We start from the raw sequence: 15,832 nt of genomic DNA on the forward strand, positions 1-15,832 counted from the left end.
CTCTCCTAGCTTTCGGGGTCCTCATTCACATAGACGCGTGGTACCCGCGATCCGATGCGGGTGACAATTTCGTACGCGATGGTGCCCGCGGCCTGCGCCCAGTCCTCGGCGGTCGGTTCCCCCCGGTCGCCGGGCCCGAACAGCAGAGCCTCGTCCCCCGGCTCCACCCCGTCCCCTCCGAGGTCGACCACGAACTGATCCATGGCGACCCGCCCGGCGACCCGCCGCCACTTGCCGCCGACGAGCACGGGCCCGGTGCCCGACGCGTGGCGCGGAATTCCGTCGGCGTACCCGACGGGAATCAGCCCCAGCGTCGTCTCCTCACCCGTCACGTAGTGATGCCCGTAGCTGACGCCGTGCCCTTCCGGCACCCGCTTGACCAGCGCCACAGAGGCAGCGAGCGTCATCACGGGCCGCAGCCCGAAGTCGGCGGGCGTGCCGAGTTCGGGGCTCGGGGAGACGCCGTACATGGCGATGCCGGTCCGTACGAGATCGAAGTGCGTGCCGGGGAGGGTCAGCGTCGCGGGCGAGTTGGCGATGTGCCGCACCTCGGGCTCGACACCGGCCTTCTCGGCATAGGCGACGAGATCCCGGAAAACAGCCAGCTGAACATCGACCGAAGGATGCCCGGGCTCGTCCGCACAGGCGAAGTGAGACCAGAGTCCGGTAATCCGGACAGCGTCCCGCGCCGCCAGCGCATTGCGCACCAGCTCGGGCCAGTCGGCCGGCTGACACCCGTTGCGCCCGAGTCCGGTGTCGGCCTTGAGCTGTACGCGCGCCACCCGCCCCGCCGCACGCGCGGCCCGGGTGACTTCCTCCAGCGCCCACATCCCGCTCACGGACACGTCGATGCCTGCTTCGACCGCCTCGCGCCAGGGCCCGCCGGGGGTCCACAGCCAGCACAGCAGCGGCCCGTCGAACCCGGCGGCGCGCAGCGCCAGCGCCTCCTCGGGGGTCGCGGTCCCCAGCCAGGTGGCCCCCGCGTCGAGGGCGGCGCGGGCACAGCGCACAGCGCCGTGGCCGTACGCGTCCGACTTCACCACGGCCATCAACTGGGCACCCGCCGCGCGAGCACGCAAAGCCCGCACATTGGCTCGCAGGGCCGCCAGGTCGATCTCGGCGCGGGCTCGCATGGGGGTATGGGTCATCGCGGTCATCGCGCCAAGTGTCTCAGAGCCCTGCGACAGCCCCGGCGCACCCGACACCTCACGGGGCGCATGCCTCGGCGATCGACAGGCTGTTCTCGTAGAGGCGGTGCCGGGTGATCCGGCCGTCCTCGACGGTGAGGTGCAGCGCGAACGGGCCCTCGAAGAACTTTCCCGTCGCGCGTACGGTCCCCGACACGTGCCCCATCAGGACGGCGTCGGTGCCGTCGACGAGGAAGGTGTCGACGGAGGCGCGCGCGTCCTCGGGCACGGTGTGCTCCATCAGCTCCGTGAACTGGGCGGCGCATTCGACGGCGGTGGACCGCGGGCGGATCCACGGGACGGCGGGGTTCTCGGCGAGCAGCCAGTCGACCTCGTCGGCGAAGAGCGCGACGAGCCGCCCGGTGTCCCCGGCCGGCCGGGCGGCAAGGAACTCCTGCACCACGGCCCGGGTGGCCTCGGCGACGGAACTCGCTGTGGTGGCCGAACTCGCGGTGGTGGCAGTGGACTTTACGGACATGGCGCTCTCCTCGCGGCTGCGGCCGGAACCCGGCGGGGGTTTACGTCGATGTGCTTGATCCTGCCGGGGGAGGGGCGAGCGGTCGATTACCCCGGAGGTAATGGCCCCGGACTCTCTGCCGCCGCAGCCCGCTCGTCGCGCCCGCGCAGCATCCGCATGGGCGCCCCGAGCCGGTTTGGTGCCACCCGACCGAGGCCTCCCCCCGATCACGCAGTCCCGAATACCCTCCCCGGAGCGGCGCTCCCCCGCCCCACGACCCCCTGCCAAGCCGCCCGCAGCGCATCCGCGACATCCAGCGCCCCCACCGGCGCCCCGGACGCCGCCAACCGCCCCGCCAGCCCATGGACGTACGCCGCGACCGAACCCGCGTCCATCGCCCCGAGCCCCGCGGCCAGCAACGCCCCCGCAAGCCCCGACAGCACGTCCCCACTCCCCGCCGTGGCCAGCCACGGCGTGCCCGTCGGATTCACCCGCACCGGCCGCCGCCCCACAAACCCCACAGCCCCCGCGCCCCCCGCCGGCGCCACCAGCGTCGTAGACCCCTTCAGGAGCACAGTCGCCCCGTACAGCGCGGCCAGCTCCCGCACCGCGACCAGCCGCCCCGCCTCCACTTCCTCCCGCGACACCCCGAGCAACGCGGCCGCCTCCCCCGCGTGCGGTGTCAGCAGCGTCGGCGCGTCCCGCCCGCGCACCATCTCCGGCTCCAGCGGCCGCAGCCCGTCGGCGTCGACCAGCACCGGCACATCACTCGCCAGCACATCCCCCAGCGCCCCGCCCGCGTCCTCCCCCAGCCCGGGCCCGACCACCCACGCCTGCACCCGTCCCGCCTCGGACGGCGGGCCCGCGTGCACCAGCGCCTCGGGGAAGCGCGCGATGACCGCGTCCGCCCCGTGCCCGACGTACCGCACCGCCCCGGCCCCACCCCGCAGCGCGCCCGCGACCGCCAGCACCGCCGCCCCCGGATACCGCTCCGAGCCCGCCACGACGCCCACCACCCCGCGCCGGTACTTGTCACTCTCCGCACCAGGAGCCGGCAGCAGCGCGGCCACATCCGCGTGCTGCAGCGCCTCGACATCCGCCTCCGCCACTTCCAGGTCGAGCCCCAGCTCGACCAGCCGCACGGCCCCGGCGTACTCCCGGGCAGGGTCGATCAGCAGCCCGGGCTTGTACGTACCGAAGGTGACCGTCACATCGGCCCGTACGCACTCCCCCCGCACCTCCCCGCTGTCCGCCTCGACCCCGCTGGGCAGATCCACGGCGACGACGACCGCCCCGGAGTCCCGCGCGGCCCGCACCAACGGCACAGCGGTGTCCCGCAGCCCGCCCCGCCCTCCGATCCCGGTGATCCCGTCAACCACAAGCTCGGCCCGCGCAAGAGCGACAGCCGCAGCAGCACCCGCATCACCGGCCGCCGACCCCCCGGCGCGCCGCAAGGCGGCCAACCCGCCCGCGTGCACGCGTCCCTCATCCAGCAGCACGGCAGTGACACCGGCCCCCCGCCGGGCCAGCCGCGCCCCCGCGTACAGCGCGTCTCCCCCGTTGTCCCCACTCCCGACGAGGAGCACGACCCGCGACCCGTAGACCCGCCCCAGCAGCCCCGCGCACACCGCCGCAAGCCCCGCCGCGGCCCGCTGCATGAGCGCACCCTCGGGGAGCCGGGCCATCAGCTCCCGCTCGGCGGTCCGTACCGTCTCCACTCCATAAGCAGCACGCACGAGCAACACACCTCACCCTTCGGCAATGACAACCGCGGAAGCGATCCCCGCGTCATGACTGAGCGACACATGCCACGACCGCACCCCGAGCGCCTCCGCCCGCGCCAGCACCGTCCCGCTCACCCGCAGCCGGGGCTGCCCGCTGTCCTCGACGTACACCTCCGCGTCCGTCCAGTGCAGCCCGGCCGGCGCGCCCAGCGCCTTCGCGAGTGCCTCCTTCGCCGCGAACCGGGCGGCGAGCGAGGCGATCCCCCGCCGGTCCCCGCTCGGCAGGTTCAACTCACTTTCCACAAACAGCCGTTCCGCCATCTGCGGCGTACGCTCCATCGACGCCCGGAAGCGCTCGATCTCGGCGACATCGATCCCCACACCAATAATCACGAACTAACCCACTCACTCCACCGTCACCGACTTGGCCAGATTCCGCGGCTGATCAACCTCGTTGCCCCGAGCCGTAGCCAGCTCACACGCGAAAACCTGCAACGGCACAGTGGAGACCAACGGCTGCAAGAGGACCGGCGTAGCGGGAATCCGGATCAGGTGATCGGCGTACGGAACAACCGCCTCGTCCCCCTCCTCCGCGATCACAATCGTCCGCGCCCCCCGAGCCCGGATCTCCTGGATGTTCGACACGATCTTGTCGTGCAGAACAGACCGCCCCCGAGGCGAAGGCACAACGACGACCACCGGCAGATCATCCTCAATGAGCGCGATGGGCCCATGCTTCAGCTCGCCCGCCGCGAATCCCTCCGCATGCATATAAGCGAGCTCCTTCAGCTTGAGCGCACCCTCCAGGGCGACCGGATACCCCACATGCCGCCCCAGGAACAGCACCGTGTTCTTCCCCGCCAGCGACCGCGCCAGCTCGCGCACCGGCTCCATGGTCTCCAGGACCCGCTCCACCTCCCCCGAGATCGCGGACAGCTCACGCACCACGCCCCGGACCTCGTCCCCCCATTTGGACCCGCGCACCTGCGCCAGATAAAGGGCGACGAGATAACAGGCAACCAACTGCGTCAAGAACGCCTTGGTGGAAGCGACAGCGACTTCCGGCCCGGCATGCGTATAGAGCACCGCATCCGACTCCCGGGAAATGGTCGACCCGTTCGTATTGCATACGGCGAGCACCTTCGCGCCCTGTTCCCGCGCATGCCGCAGTGCCATCAGCGTGTCCATGGTCTCCCCGGACTGCGAGATCGCGATCACCAGCGTCCGCGAGTCGAGAATGGGATCGCGATACCGGAATTCGCTCGCCAGCTCGGTCTCGCAGGGAATCCGCGTCCAGTGCTCGATGGCGAGCTTCGCGATCATCCCCGCGTGATAGGCGGTCCCGCAGGCGACCACCACGATCTTGTCGACTTCCCGCAGCACAGCATCGGGGATCCGTACCTCGTCGAGCCTGAGCGAGCCACCGCCGTCGATCCGCCCCAGCAGCGTGTCGGCGACAGCCTTCGGCTGCTCGGCGATCTCCTTGAGCATGAAGTAGTCATAGCCGCCCTTCTCGGCGGCGGAGGCGTCCCAGTCGATGTGGTACGGCCGCACCTCTGCCGACGCACCGTAGAAGTCGGTGACCGCGACCGACACCCCGGAGGCAGCGCCGCCCCCGCCCTCGTCCCGCCGCAGCTCGACGACCTGGTCCTGCCCCAGCTCGATCGCCGACCGCGTATGCGCGATAAAGGCAGCCACATCCGACGCGAGGAAGGCTTCCCCTTCCCCCACACCCACCACCAGCGGCGAATTGCGCCGCGCCCCCACCACCACGTCGGGCTCGTCCGCGTGCACGGCGACCAGCGTGAACGCCCCGTCGAGCCGCCGGCAGACCAGCCGCATCGACTCCGCCAGGTCCCCGCACGAGGAGAACGACTCCGCGAGCAGATGCGCCACGACCTCGGTGTCCGTCTCGGAGACCAGCTCATGTCCACGCTCGGCGAGCTCGGCCCGCAGCGCCGCGAAGTTCTCGATGATCCCGTTGTGTACGACGGCGACGCGCCCGGCGTTGTCCAGATGCGGGTGCGCGTTGGCGTCGGTCGGCCCGCCGTGCGTGGCCCACCGGGTGTGTCCGATCCCGGTGGCCCCGGCCGGCAGCGGCCGTCCCACCAGCTCTTTCTCCAGGTTGACGAGCTTGCCCGCCTTCTTCCCCGAGGCCAGCCCACCGTCGGCGAGCACGGCCACGCCTGACGAGTCGTAGCCCCGGTATTCGAGCCGCTTCAGTCCCGCGACGACAACATCAAGCGCCGACTGCCCGCCGACGTACCCCACGATTCCGCACATGTCCGCACCCTACGGCCGACGCCCCCACGTGACCGAGCACACCACCCACGACGGCCCCGCGCACCCGACAATGTTCATGTGATCACTTCGCACCCAGGAAGCACCCAGCAAGGCGCCGCGCGAGGCGGCCCGCGCCGGCCGGACGTCTCGCCGTACCTGGACCTCACCCGGGCGGAGTGGAGCGCGCTGCGGGAGAAGACGCCGCTCCCCCTCACGGCGGAGGAGCTCGAACAGCTCCGCGGCCTGGGCGACGTCATCGACCTCGACGAGGTACGGGACGTCTACCTCCCCCTCTCCCGCCTGCTGAACCTCTACGTCCAGGCGACCTCGGGCCTGCGCGGCGCCCTGAACACCTTCCTCGGCGACGCGGCCAACGGCCACGGCTCCCAGCGCGGCACCCCGTTCGTCATAGGAGTGGCGGGAAGCGTCGCCGTAGGCAAATCAACAGTCGCCCGCCTCCTCCAGGCGCTGCTGGCCCGCTGGCCCGAGCACCCCCACGTCGAGCTGCTCACGACCGACGGTTTCCTCTACCCCATGGCGGAGCTCAAGCGCCGCGGCCTCATGGCGCGCAAGGGCTTCCCGGAGTCGTACGACCGGCGTGCCCTGACCCGCTTCGTCGCCGACATCAAGGCCGGCAAGGACGAGGTCACCGCGCCCGTCTACTCCCACCTGATCTACGACATCGTGCCGGGCGAGCGCCTCACGATCCACCGCCCGGACATCCTCATCGTCGAGGGTCTGAACGTCCTGCAGCCCGCGCTCCCCGGCAAGGACGGCCGCACCCGGGTCGGTCTCGCCGACTACTTCGACTTCAGTGTGTACGTCGACGCCCGCGCCGAGGACATCGAGACCTGGTACCTCAACCGCTTCCGCAAGCTGCGCGCGACGGCGTTCCAGGACCCCTCCTCCTACTTCAGGAAGTACACCCAGGTTTCCGAGGAAGAGGCCCTCGACTACGCCCGTACGATGTGGCGGACCATCAACAAGCCCAACCTGCTGGAGAACGTGGCGCCAACGCGGGGCCGCGCCACGCTGGTTGTGCGCAAGGGCCCCGACCACAAGGTCAAACGCCTCTCACTTCGCAAACTCTGAGGGACAGACACCGTGCTTCACCTTCGCCTGATCGTCCCGGCCGACCGCACCGAAGAGGTCGTAAGCACGGTGGAGAAGACGGTAGGCGCCACACACATCGCCGTCGTCCCCGGAGCGGCCCGCGACCCGGCGGGCGACCTGATCATGTGTGACGTGGCGCGCGAGGCGGGCGACGACCTCATCAACACACTCCGCGACCTCGGCATCGACGAATGCGGTTCGATCGCCGTGGAGAACATCGACCTCTCCCTCTCCACGCGAGCCGACCAGGCGGAGAAGGACGCGCCGGGCGAGGGCGCGGACGCGGTGCTGTGGGACCAGCTGTCGGACGCGACCCACGAGGAGTCGACGCTCTCCGTCACCTACATCGCGTTCCTGTCGCTGGCGACGATGATCGCGGCATGCGGTGTGGTGCTCGACAACGCGATCCTGATCGTGGGCGCGATGGCGGTGGGCCCGGAGTTCGGCCCGCTGGCCGGCTTCTGCACGGCGCTGGTGCAGCGCGCTCCGAAGCCGGCGTGGCGCTCGTTCGCCGCCCTGATCATCGGCTTCGCGGCGGCGATGGCCGTGACGGTCGCGTTCAGCCTCTTCATGAACGCGACAGGCATGTTCACCGAGGCCATGCTGGACGCGAAGCGCCCCAACACGGGCTTCATCTACGCCCCGGACCGGCTGTCGTTCGTAGTGGCCGTACTGGCGGGCGCGGCCGGCATGCTGTCTCTCACGTCGGCCAAGTCCGGCGCCCTGGTCGGCGTCGCCATCTCGGTGACGACGGTCCCGGCGGCGGCCAACGCCGCCGTGGCACTGAGCTACGGCGACGTGAAGCAGACCTGGGGCTCCACCGAGCAGCTCCTGCTGAACCTGCTCGGCATCGTCGTCGCCGGTACGCTCACGCTGCTGGCCCAGAAGTACTTCTGGGCGAAGCAGCGCGAGCGTACAGCCGCCAAAAGCGCTTAACCGAGCGCGGACTTCACCACATCGGCGAGCCGCCCCGCGACCGCCTTCGCCTGCTCGATGTCGGCCGCCTCGACCATGACCCGCACGAGCGGCTCGGTGCCCGAGGACCGCAGCAGCACCCGCCCCGTGGCGCCCAGCTCACGCTCGGCGTCGGCGACGGCGGCCGCCAGCTCGGCGGAGGTGGTGACGCGCGACTTGTCGACGTCGGGCACGTTGATGAGGATCTGCGGCAGCCGGTTCATGACCCCCGCGAGGTCCGCGAGCGTACGCCCGGTGGCGGCCACCCGCGCGGCCAGCATCAGACCGGTGAGGGTGCCGTCGCCGGTGGTCGCGTGGTCGAGCACGATGACATGCCCCGACTGCTCACCACCCAGCGCGTACCCCTCGGCCTTCATCGACTCCAGCACATACCGGTCACCGACAGCGGTCTGTACGAGCTGAATACCCTCGCGCTCCATGGCCAGCTTGAAGCCAAGGTTCGACATGACAGTGCCGACAACAGTGTTCTTACGGAGCTGACCGGCTTCCCGCATGGCAAGGGCCAGCACAGCGAGAATCTGATCCCCGTCGACCTCACGCCCCTCGGCATCAACGGCCAGACACCGGTCGGCATCCCCGTCATGCGCAACCCCAAGATCGGCGCCGTGCTCGACGACGGCGGCCTGGAGCATCCCCAGATGCGTGGACCCGCACCCGTCATTGATGTTCAGCCCATCAGGCTCGGCACCGATGGTGATGATCTCGGCGCCGGCCCGCGCGAAGGCCTCCGGCGAGACACGGGAGGCAGCCCCGTGCGCCTCGTCCAGCACGACCTTCACACCATCGAGCCGATTGGGCAGCACACCGATCAGATGGGCGATGTACTGGTCGAAGCCCGCGTCGTAATCGGAAACGCGACCGACACCGCCGCCCGTCGGCCGGGCCCACGGCTCACCGGTCCGGTGCTGCTCGTACACGGCCTCGATCCGGTGCTCCAGCTCGTCGGCGAGCTTGTGCCCACCGCGCGCGAAGAACTTGACACCGTTGTCCGGCATCGCGTTGTGGCTGGCGGAGAGCATGACGCCGAGATCAGCCCCGAGCGCGCCCGTCAGGTACGCCACCGCGGGGGTGGGCAGCACGCCCACCCGCAGCACATCGACGCCCGCACTCGCCAGGCCCGCCACGACGGCGGCCTCCAGAAACTCCCCCGACGCACGCGGATCACGTCCGACCACGGCGGTCGGCCGATGCCCCTCAAAGGTGCCCGCCTCGGCGAGCACGTGCGCCGCCGCGACCGACAGACCGAGCGCGAGCTCGGCCGTCAGATCCGCGTTGGCGACACCGCGCACACCGTCAGTGCCGAAGAGTCGTCCCACTGGTGTCCTCCGAAAATGCTCCGAAAATGCGAGGTGGCTACAAAGCCATAAACGAACGCCCCGGCAGCACACAATGTGCCGCCGGGGCGAACGTCTGATGCAGGCGAGCAGGCGGGATTAGCGCTTGCTGTACTGCGGCGCCTTACGGGCCTTCTTGAGACCGGCCTTCTTGCGCTCGACCGCACGGTCGTCGCGAGAGAGGAAGCCGGCCTTCTTCAGCGTGGCGCGGTTGTTGTCCACGTCCGCCTCGTTCAGCGCACGGGCGACACCGAGACGGAGCGCACCGGCCTGACCGGAGACGCCGCCACCCGAGATGCGGGCGATGACGTCGTAGCGGCCGTCGAGCTCGAGCACCTTGAAGGGCTCGTTGACTTCCTGCTGGTGAACCTTGTTCGGGAAGTAGTCCTCGAGCGTACGCCCGTTGATCTTCCACTTGCCGGTGCCCGGGACGATCCGGACGCGGGCGATGGCGTTCTTGCGACGGCCCAGTCCGGCCGCCGGCTGCGGGTCACCGAAGCGGCCCGCGAGGGACTCGCTGGTGTACTCGCCCTCGACGGGAACCTCGGACTCGAAGGTGGTCACCTCGGCGAAGGTCTCTTCAGCCTCGGAACCCTCGACGGGCGTCTCTGCAGTGGTCTCGGCCACGATTCTCCTCAGATTTCTTTCGTTCTTAGGGGGGTGTGGCCGGAACTACTGCGCGACCTGGGTGATCTCGAACGGCACCGGCTGCTGGGCAGCGTGCGGGTGCTCGGGACCTGCGTAGACCTTCAGCTTCGAAAGCATCTGACGCCCCAGGGTGTTCTTGGGGATCATGCCCTTGATGGCCTTCTCGACGGCCTTCTCGGGGTTCTTCGAAAGCAGCTCGTCGTAACGGACGGAACGCAGACCACCCGGGAAACCGGAGTGGCGGTACGCCATCTTCTGGGTCTTCTTGTTGCCGGAAAGGTGAACCTTCTCGGCGTTGACGATGATGACGAAGTCACCCATGTCCATGTGCGGGGCGTAGATCGCCTTGTGCTTGCCCCGCAGGAGGGTGGCGGCGGTCGTCGCCAGACGGCCCAGGACGATGTCCTGCGCGTCGATGATGTGCCACTGGCGCGTGACATCGCCGGGCTTGGGGCTGTACGTACGCACGGTCGTAGCCTTCGCTTCTTCAGTGAGTGAGTCCTGACAAGGCCACTGGGACGATCACGACAGCCATGGCGGCATTCGGGGACGCAACCCGTCTGCCTGCCGCTGGTCATCGGCCCGGTGGACCGGCGTAAGGGCCCCTCGCGTGAGAACGACCAAGCCAATACGCATAACGAACTGGAAGCTTACCCGCCTGCCCCCGCGCGGGTCAAAACGATCCGGCTGCCCCAAGCCCCCACCCACATTCGGCCCACCCCGCCTCGCAGGTCTCGGTGCCGGGAGGGGACGCCCCGGCGCGGCACCGACCCCAGAGCCCCGCACCGACCCCAGAGCCCCCGCTCCCGCCCCCCGGACGCCGCCGCCCGTCCTACCGGGCCCGCTCCACCCGCCGCTCGTCCCACACCGGCTCCGCCGTCTCCCGCACAACCCCGTCCGACCCGAACACCAGATACCGATCGAAGGACTTCGCGAACCACCGGTCGTGCGTAACGGCCAGCACAGTCCCGTCGTACGCCTCCAGCCCCTCCTGCAACGCCTCCGCCGACTCCAGGTCAAGGTTGTCCGTAGGCTCGTCGAGGAGCAGCGCGGTCGTCCCCTCCAGCTCCATCAGCAGGATCTGGAAGCGCGCCTGCTGCCCGCCCGACAGCCGGTCGAACGCCTGGTCCCCCTGGCGCTCCAGCTCGTACCGCCGCAGCATGCCCATCGCCCCGCCCCGGTCCTTGGAGTGCTCGGACCACAGGATGTCGACGAGCGTCCGCCCGACCAGCTCGGGGTGCGCGTGCGTCTGCGCGAAGTGCCCGGCCACCACCCGCGCGCCCAGCTTCCACTCCCCCTTGTGCGCCACGTCCTCCCCCGCCAGCAGCCGCAGGAAGTGCGACTTCCCGGACCCGTTCGACCCGAGCACGGCGACCCGCTCCCCGTAATAGACCTCCAGATCAAAGGGCTTCATCAGCCCAACGAGCTCAAGCCCCTCACACACAACGGCCCGAACCCCCGTCCGCCCGCCCCGCAGCCGCATCCGGATGTCCTGCTTCCGCGGCGGCTCCGGCGGCGGCCCCGCCTCCTCGAACTTCTCGAACCGCGTCCGCATGGCCCGGTACCGCGAGGCCATGTCGGGGCTGCTCGCGGCCTGCCCCCGCAGCCTCAGCACCAGCGCCTTGAGCCGCGCGTGCTCCTCCTCCCACCGGCGCAAGAGTTCCTCGAACCGGGCGAACCGCTCGGCCCGCGCCTCGTGGAAGGTGTCGAACCCGGCGCCGTGCACCCACGCGTCGGCCCCCGTCACCCCCGGCTCCAGGCTCACGATCTTGTCGGCGGCCCGCGAAAGCAGCTCACGGTCATGTGAAACGAAGAAGACCGTCTTACGGGTCTCCTTCAACCGCTCCTCCAGCCACCGCTTCCCCGGCACATCCAGATAGTTGTCGGGTTCATCCAGCAGCAGCACTTCATCCGGCCCCCGAAGCAGCGCCTCCAGCACGAGCCGCTTCTGCTCACCCCCGCTGAGCGTCCGCACCTCGCGGAACTGCGCCGTGTCGTAGGCAATCCCCAGCGCCGCCATGGAGCACATGTCCCAGACGGTCTCGGCGTCGTACCCGCCCACCTCCGCCCAGTCGGACAACGCCTGCGCATAAGCCATCTGCGCCTTCTCGTCGTCCACGGTGAGGATCCCGTGCTCAGCCCGATCGACAGCGGCGGCCGCCTCCCGGATCCGCTCCGGAGACACCGAGACCAGCAGGTCCCGCACGGTCCGCTCGTCCTGTACGGACCCCACGAACTGCCCCATCACCCCGAGCCCGCCGCTCACCGTCACCGACCCGCCGTGCGGCTGCAGCTCCCGGGAGATCAGCCGGAGCAGTGTCGTCTTGCCCGCTCCGTTGGGCCCCACCAGGGCCACGACCGCGCCCTCCCCGACCCGGAACGAGACGTCGCCGAGCAACGGCCGCCCGTCCGGCAGGTAGTACTCGACGTGTGCGGCCTCAAGATGTCCCATGCTCCGCATTGTCACCGCCGTCACCGAGATCACCCAACCGGATTAGGATGCGCGGCATGAGCTTTGGGCAAGGGGGGCCCTCCTGGGGCGGCCCCGAGGGACAGCAGAACCCTCAGGATCCGTACGGAACGACGAACAGCACCACACCCGACACACCGGACTGGGCGGCACTCGCCGACGCCTCCGCCGCACGCGCCCGCCGCAAACGGTGGACGTACATCGGCGGCGGCATCCTGGCGACGGCCGTGGTCGGCGCGATCGTCGCCACGGCGGTGGTCACGACAAACAGCAACAGCCCGAACAACACCAACTCCGCGAGCGAGCTGCCGACCCCCGAGACCCTACCGACGGAATCCGCGCAGCCGGGCCCCTCCTTCTCCTCCCAGGCGCCGCCGCCCCCGCCGAACCCGAGGGACTTCATCTCCAGCGCGAAGAAGGACAAGCTGCCGCTGAGCGCCGGCACCCTCTTCCCCGGCACGAAGCTGAAGATGGGCGACCGCGCGTACGCCAAGGGCGCGACGAACCGCACCACCAGCTGCTCCGCCGCGACCCAGGGCGCGCTGGGTTCCGTACTCGCCAACAACGGCTGCGACCAGGTCATCCGCGCGACGTACACGAAGAACGGCGTGGCCGTCACCGTGGGCGTCGCGGTCTTCGACACCGCCGCCCAGGCCGAGAAGGCCAAGGACCAGGCGAGCGGCGGCCTCGCCTCCCTCTCCGGAGGCGGCGTCCCCACGTTCTGCCGGGGTGGTTCGATCTGCCGCAGGACCACCAACGCCTACGGCCGCTACGCCTACTTCACGGTGAGCGGCTTCACCAGCGGCAAGAACGTCACGCAGGCCGACAAGGACGTCTTCACGACCGGCGACGACCTCGCGGAGTTCACGTTCCGTCAGATCCACCAGCGCGGAAAGACCCAGGCGTCAGCAGCAGCCACCGCCGGACAGTGAACCGGCCGGCGATCCCGGCAGTGTCCGCATGTTGCGGGCCTGCCGAGCCCGCGCCGCCAGCAAGTCATCAGCCGGGTAGCCGACCTCCTCCAGAGTGAGGCCGTGCGGGCGTACGACATGGACGGCCGAGTCCCGTACGCCCGCCGCCAGCACCTCCCCCGGCCAGTCCGCGTCCCGGTGCCCGTCCCCGACGAACAGCATCGCGCCCACCAGCGAGCGCACCATGTTGTGGCAGAAGGCATCGGCGCGCACGGTAGCGGTAATGACACCGTCCGCCCCCCGCTCCCACGCGAGCTGCTGCAAGGTGCGAATGGTCGTCGCGCCCTCACGCCGCTTGCAGTACGCCGCGAAGTCGTGCTCTCCGACCAGCTTCTCCGCCGCCCGGTTCATGGCGTCCACGTCCAACGGCCAGTCGTGCCACAGCACATGTCCGCGCAGCAGCGGGTCGACGCCCCCGGGATTGTCCGTCACGCGGTACGCGTAGCGCCGCCAGACGGCCGCGAACCTGGCGTTGAACCCCGCGGGTGCCTCCGCCACCTTCCAGACCCGTACGTCGTGCGGCAGCCGCCCCGCGAGCCGCCGCAGCAGCTTGTCGTGGTGCTCGGCCCACACGTCTTCCGGCAGGTCGACGTGCGCGACCTGCCCGCGCGCGTGCACGCCCGAGTCCGTACGCCCGGCGACCGTCAGCTCGTACGTCACCGAGGACCGCGTCACGGTCCGCAGCGCACTCTCCAGCTCACCCTGGACCGTGCGCCGCTCGGTCTGCTTCGCCCACCCGGAAAAGTCCTTCCCGTCGTACGAAAGATCCAGCCGCACCCGCACGAAGCCGGGCGCCGCACCCTCAATGCCGTCGCTCACGAGCGATTCCTCTCCCACAGATCCCACAGACTCGAAAACCAGAACGGGCCCGCACCGCCCCGAAGGGTGATGCGGGCCCGCCCAGTGGTGTCAGAACGCTCAGGCGTCCTTGGACTCACCCTCGGCAGCTTCGGCGGCCGGAGCGTCGTCCTTGGCAGCCTCGTCCTTCTTGAGGGCGTCTTCCTTCACCGCACGCTTCGTCGCGGCCTCTGCCTCACCGGTGGCGGCCTGCGCCACGGTCAGGGCCTCGACGAGCTCGATGACCGCCATCGGGGCGTTGTCGCCACGACGGTTGCCGATCTTCGTGATGCGGGTGTAACCACCGGGGCGGTTCTCGTACCGCGGGGCGATCTCGGTGAAGAGCGTGTGCACGATGCTCTTGTCCGTGATCGTCTGCAGCACCAGGCGACGGTTGTGGATGTCGCCCTTCTTCGCCTTGGTGACCAGGCGCTCGGCGACGGGGCGCAGGCGGCGGGCCTTGGCCTCGGTCGTCGTGATGCGGCCGTGCTCGAACAGCGACTTCGCCAGGTTGGCGAGAAGCAGACGCTCGTGCGCGGCGCTGCCGCCCAGACGGGCACCCTTTGCGGGACGCGGCATGGTGTTTCTCCTAGTGTCTGCACCGGCCGTATCAGGTACCGGTGTCAGTTACCGACGAGCTAGTGCCCGCCGGAAGTCTTGATCAGTACTGCTCGGTCTCGACGAAACCGGCGTCCGCGTCGTCGTCGGCGCCGAAGGCGTCGGCGGCAGCGGTCGGGTCGAAGCCGGGAGGCGAGTCCTTCAGCGCGAGGCCCATACCGGCCAGCTTCGCCTTGACCTCGTCGATCGACTTCGCACCGAAGTTGCGGATGTCGAGCAGGTCGGCCTCGGAGCGGGCCACGAGCTCACCCACGGAGTGGATGCCCTCGCGCTTGAGGCAGTTGTACGAACGAACGGTGAGCTCGAGCTCCTCGATCGGCAGCGCGAGATCGGCAGCGAGCGCGGCGTCCGTCGGGGACGGGCCCATGTCGATGCCCTCGGCGTCGATGTTGAGCTCGCGCGCCAGACCGAACAGCTCGACCAGGGTCTTACCGGCGGACGCCATGGCGTCGCGCGGGCGCATGGCCTGCTTGGTCTCGACGTCGACGATCAGCTTGTCGAAGTCGGTGCGCTGCTCGACACGGGTCGCCTCGACCTTGTACGTGACCTTGAGCACCGGCGAGTAGATGGAGTCGACCGGAATACGGCCGATCTCCTGGCCCACCTGCTTGTTCTGGACGGCGGAGACGTAGCCGCGACCGCGCTCGACGGTCAGCTCCATCTCCAGCTTGCCCTTGCCGTTGAGCGTGGCGAGCACCAGGTCGGGGTTGTGCACCTCGACGCCGGCCGGCGGGGCGATGTCAGCGGCGGTGACCAGGCCCGGTCCCTGCTTGCGCAGGTACATCACGACGGGCTCGTCGTGCTCGCTGGAAACGACCAGCTGCTTGATGTTCAGGATGAGGTCGGTGACGTCCTCCTTGACACCCGGCACGGTGGTGAACTCGTGCAGGACGCCGTCGATCCGGATGCTGGTGACAGCAGCGCCGGGGATCGAGGAGAGGAGCGTACGACGCAGGGAGTTGCCGAGGGTGTAACCGAAGCCCGGCTCGAGGGGCTCGATCACGAACCGCGAGCGGTACTCGTCGACGACCTCTTCGGTCAGCGACGGACGCTGAGCGATAAGCATGAGAAATGCCTCCAGTCTTGGCACCCACTATTTGATGCCAACTGTTACAAGGGTACGGGCGGCACGGCCCGAAGGACCGTACCGCCCGAGTACAACGCGTTCGGAAGTGAAGGTCGGTCTTCACTCCGAACGCATTGCAACAACCAGAG

Annotated in this window: 15 protein-coding genes; 3 read left to right on the plus strand and 12 right to left on the minus strand. The window is 69.7% G+C overall.

The window, feature by feature from the left end; translation table 11 throughout:
• Positions 1-5: 5 nt before the first annotated feature.
• The 5 genes from alr to glmS all read right to left on the minus strand — a co-directional run bounded on the left by alr (position 6) and on the right by glmS (position 5,651).
• Positions 6-1,148: an alanine racemase gene (gene alr / locus AC1P0E_RS13285; protein WP_482745744.1), complete on the minus strand. Its 1,143-nt coding sequence runs from the start codon at positions 1,146-1,148 to the stop codon at positions 6-8.
• 58 nt (positions 1,149-1,206) lie between these two features.
• Entirely contained in the window at positions 1,207-1,665 is a 459-nt protein-coding gene (locus AC1P0E_RS13290) for a nuclear transport factor 2 family protein (RefSeq protein WP_482742392.1), read from the minus strand.
• 206 nt (positions 1,666-1,871) lie between these two features.
• Positions 1,872-3,380: an NAD(P)H-hydrate dehydratase gene (locus AC1P0E_RS13295; protein WP_482742393.1), complete on the minus strand. Its 1,509-nt coding sequence runs from the start codon at positions 3,378-3,380 to the stop codon at positions 1,872-1,874.
• Positions 3,381-3,392: 12 nt separating this feature from the next.
• Entirely contained in the window at positions 3,393-3,761 is a 369-nt protein-coding gene (locus tag AC1P0E_RS13300; RefSeq protein WP_482742394.1) for a holo-ACP synthase, read from the minus strand.
• 12 nt (positions 3,762-3,773) lie between these two features.
• Complete coding sequence (glmS, locus tag AC1P0E_RS13305) at positions 3,774-5,651, minus strand: glutamine--fructose-6-phosphate transaminase (isomerizing) (RefSeq protein WP_482742395.1); 1,878 nt, start codon at positions 5,649-5,651, stop codon at positions 3,774-3,776.
• A 156-nt stretch (positions 5,652-5,807) separates the two neighbouring features.
• On the opposite strand from glmS, the gene coaA reads away from it, so the two are divergent.
• Together coaA and AC1P0E_RS13315 are read left to right on the plus strand one after the other, a co-directional pair.
• A complete protein-coding gene (gene coaA / locus AC1P0E_RS13310; RefSeq protein WP_482745745.1) occupies positions 5,808-6,743 on the plus strand; it encodes a type I pantothenate kinase in 936 nt (311 codons plus the stop codon).
• Positions 6,744-6,755: 12 nt separating this feature from the next.
• Positions 6,756-7,700 carry a DUF389 domain-containing protein gene (locus AC1P0E_RS13315; RefSeq protein ID WP_482742396.1) on the plus strand — a complete coding sequence of 315 codons (945 nt, stop codon included), beginning with the start codon at positions 6,756-6,758 and terminating at the stop codon, positions 7,698-7,700.
• Here the strand turns inward: AC1P0E_RS13315 and glmM are convergent.
• From glmM to AC1P0E_RS13335, 4 genes are all read right to left on the minus strand, one after another.
• The gene (glmM, locus tag AC1P0E_RS13320) at positions 7,697-9,055 is read right to left on the minus strand and encodes a phosphoglucosamine mutase (RefSeq protein ID WP_482742397.1); all 1,359 of its coding nucleotides are present in this window, start codon (positions 9,053-9,055) and stop codon (positions 7,697-7,699) included. The genes AC1P0E_RS13315 and glmM overlap by 4 nt on opposite strands.
• A 117-nt stretch (positions 9,056-9,172) precedes the next feature.
• Positions 9,173-9,700: a 30S ribosomal protein S9 gene (gene rpsI, locus AC1P0E_RS13325; RefSeq protein WP_482742398.1), complete on the minus strand. Its 528-nt coding sequence runs from the start codon at positions 9,698-9,700 to the stop codon at positions 9,173-9,175.
• Positions 9,701-9,745: 45 nt separating this feature from the next.
• Entirely contained in the window at positions 9,746-10,189 is a 444-nt protein-coding gene (rplM, locus tag AC1P0E_RS13330) for a 50S ribosomal protein L13 (RefSeq protein ID WP_482742399.1), read from the minus strand.
• A 364-nt stretch (positions 10,190-10,553) separates the two neighbouring features.
• Complete coding sequence (locus AC1P0E_RS13335; RefSeq protein ID WP_482745746.1) at positions 10,554-12,182, minus strand: ABC-F family ATP-binding cassette domain-containing protein; 1,629 nt, start codon at positions 12,180-12,182, stop codon at positions 10,554-10,556.
• 47 nt (positions 12,183-12,229) lie between these two features.
• Between AC1P0E_RS13335 and AC1P0E_RS13340 the strand changes: the two genes are divergently transcribed.
• A complete protein-coding gene (locus AC1P0E_RS13340) occupies positions 12,230-13,123 on the plus strand; it encodes a hypothetical protein (RefSeq protein ID WP_482742400.1) in 894 nt (297 codons plus the stop codon).
• On the opposite strand, the gene truA is transcribed toward AC1P0E_RS13340, so the two are convergent.
• The 3 genes from truA to AC1P0E_RS13355 form a co-directional block, all read right to left on the minus strand.
• Entirely contained in the window at positions 13,097-13,981 is an 885-nt protein-coding gene (gene truA, locus AC1P0E_RS13345) for a tRNA pseudouridine(38-40) synthase TruA (RefSeq protein ID WP_482742401.1), read from the minus strand. The two genes, AC1P0E_RS13340 and truA, sit on opposite strands and share 27 nt — an antisense overlap.
• 99 nt (positions 13,982-14,080) lie before the next feature.
• Positions 14,081-14,578 (minus strand): 50S ribosomal protein L17, encoded by a 498-nt coding sequence (gene rplQ / locus AC1P0E_RS13350; RefSeq protein ID WP_482742402.1) that lies wholly within the window; start codon positions 14,576-14,578, stop codon positions 14,081-14,083.
• 82 nt (positions 14,579-14,660) lie between these two features.
• Positions 14,661-15,683: a DNA-directed RNA polymerase subunit alpha gene (locus AC1P0E_RS13355; protein WP_003956430.1), complete on the minus strand. Its 1,023-nt coding sequence runs from the start codon at positions 15,681-15,683 to the stop codon at positions 14,661-14,663.
• Between the last annotated feature and the right edge of the window lie 149 nt (positions 15,684-15,832).

Source organism: Streptomyces sp. TRD_SC_5, assembly GCF_056836825.1.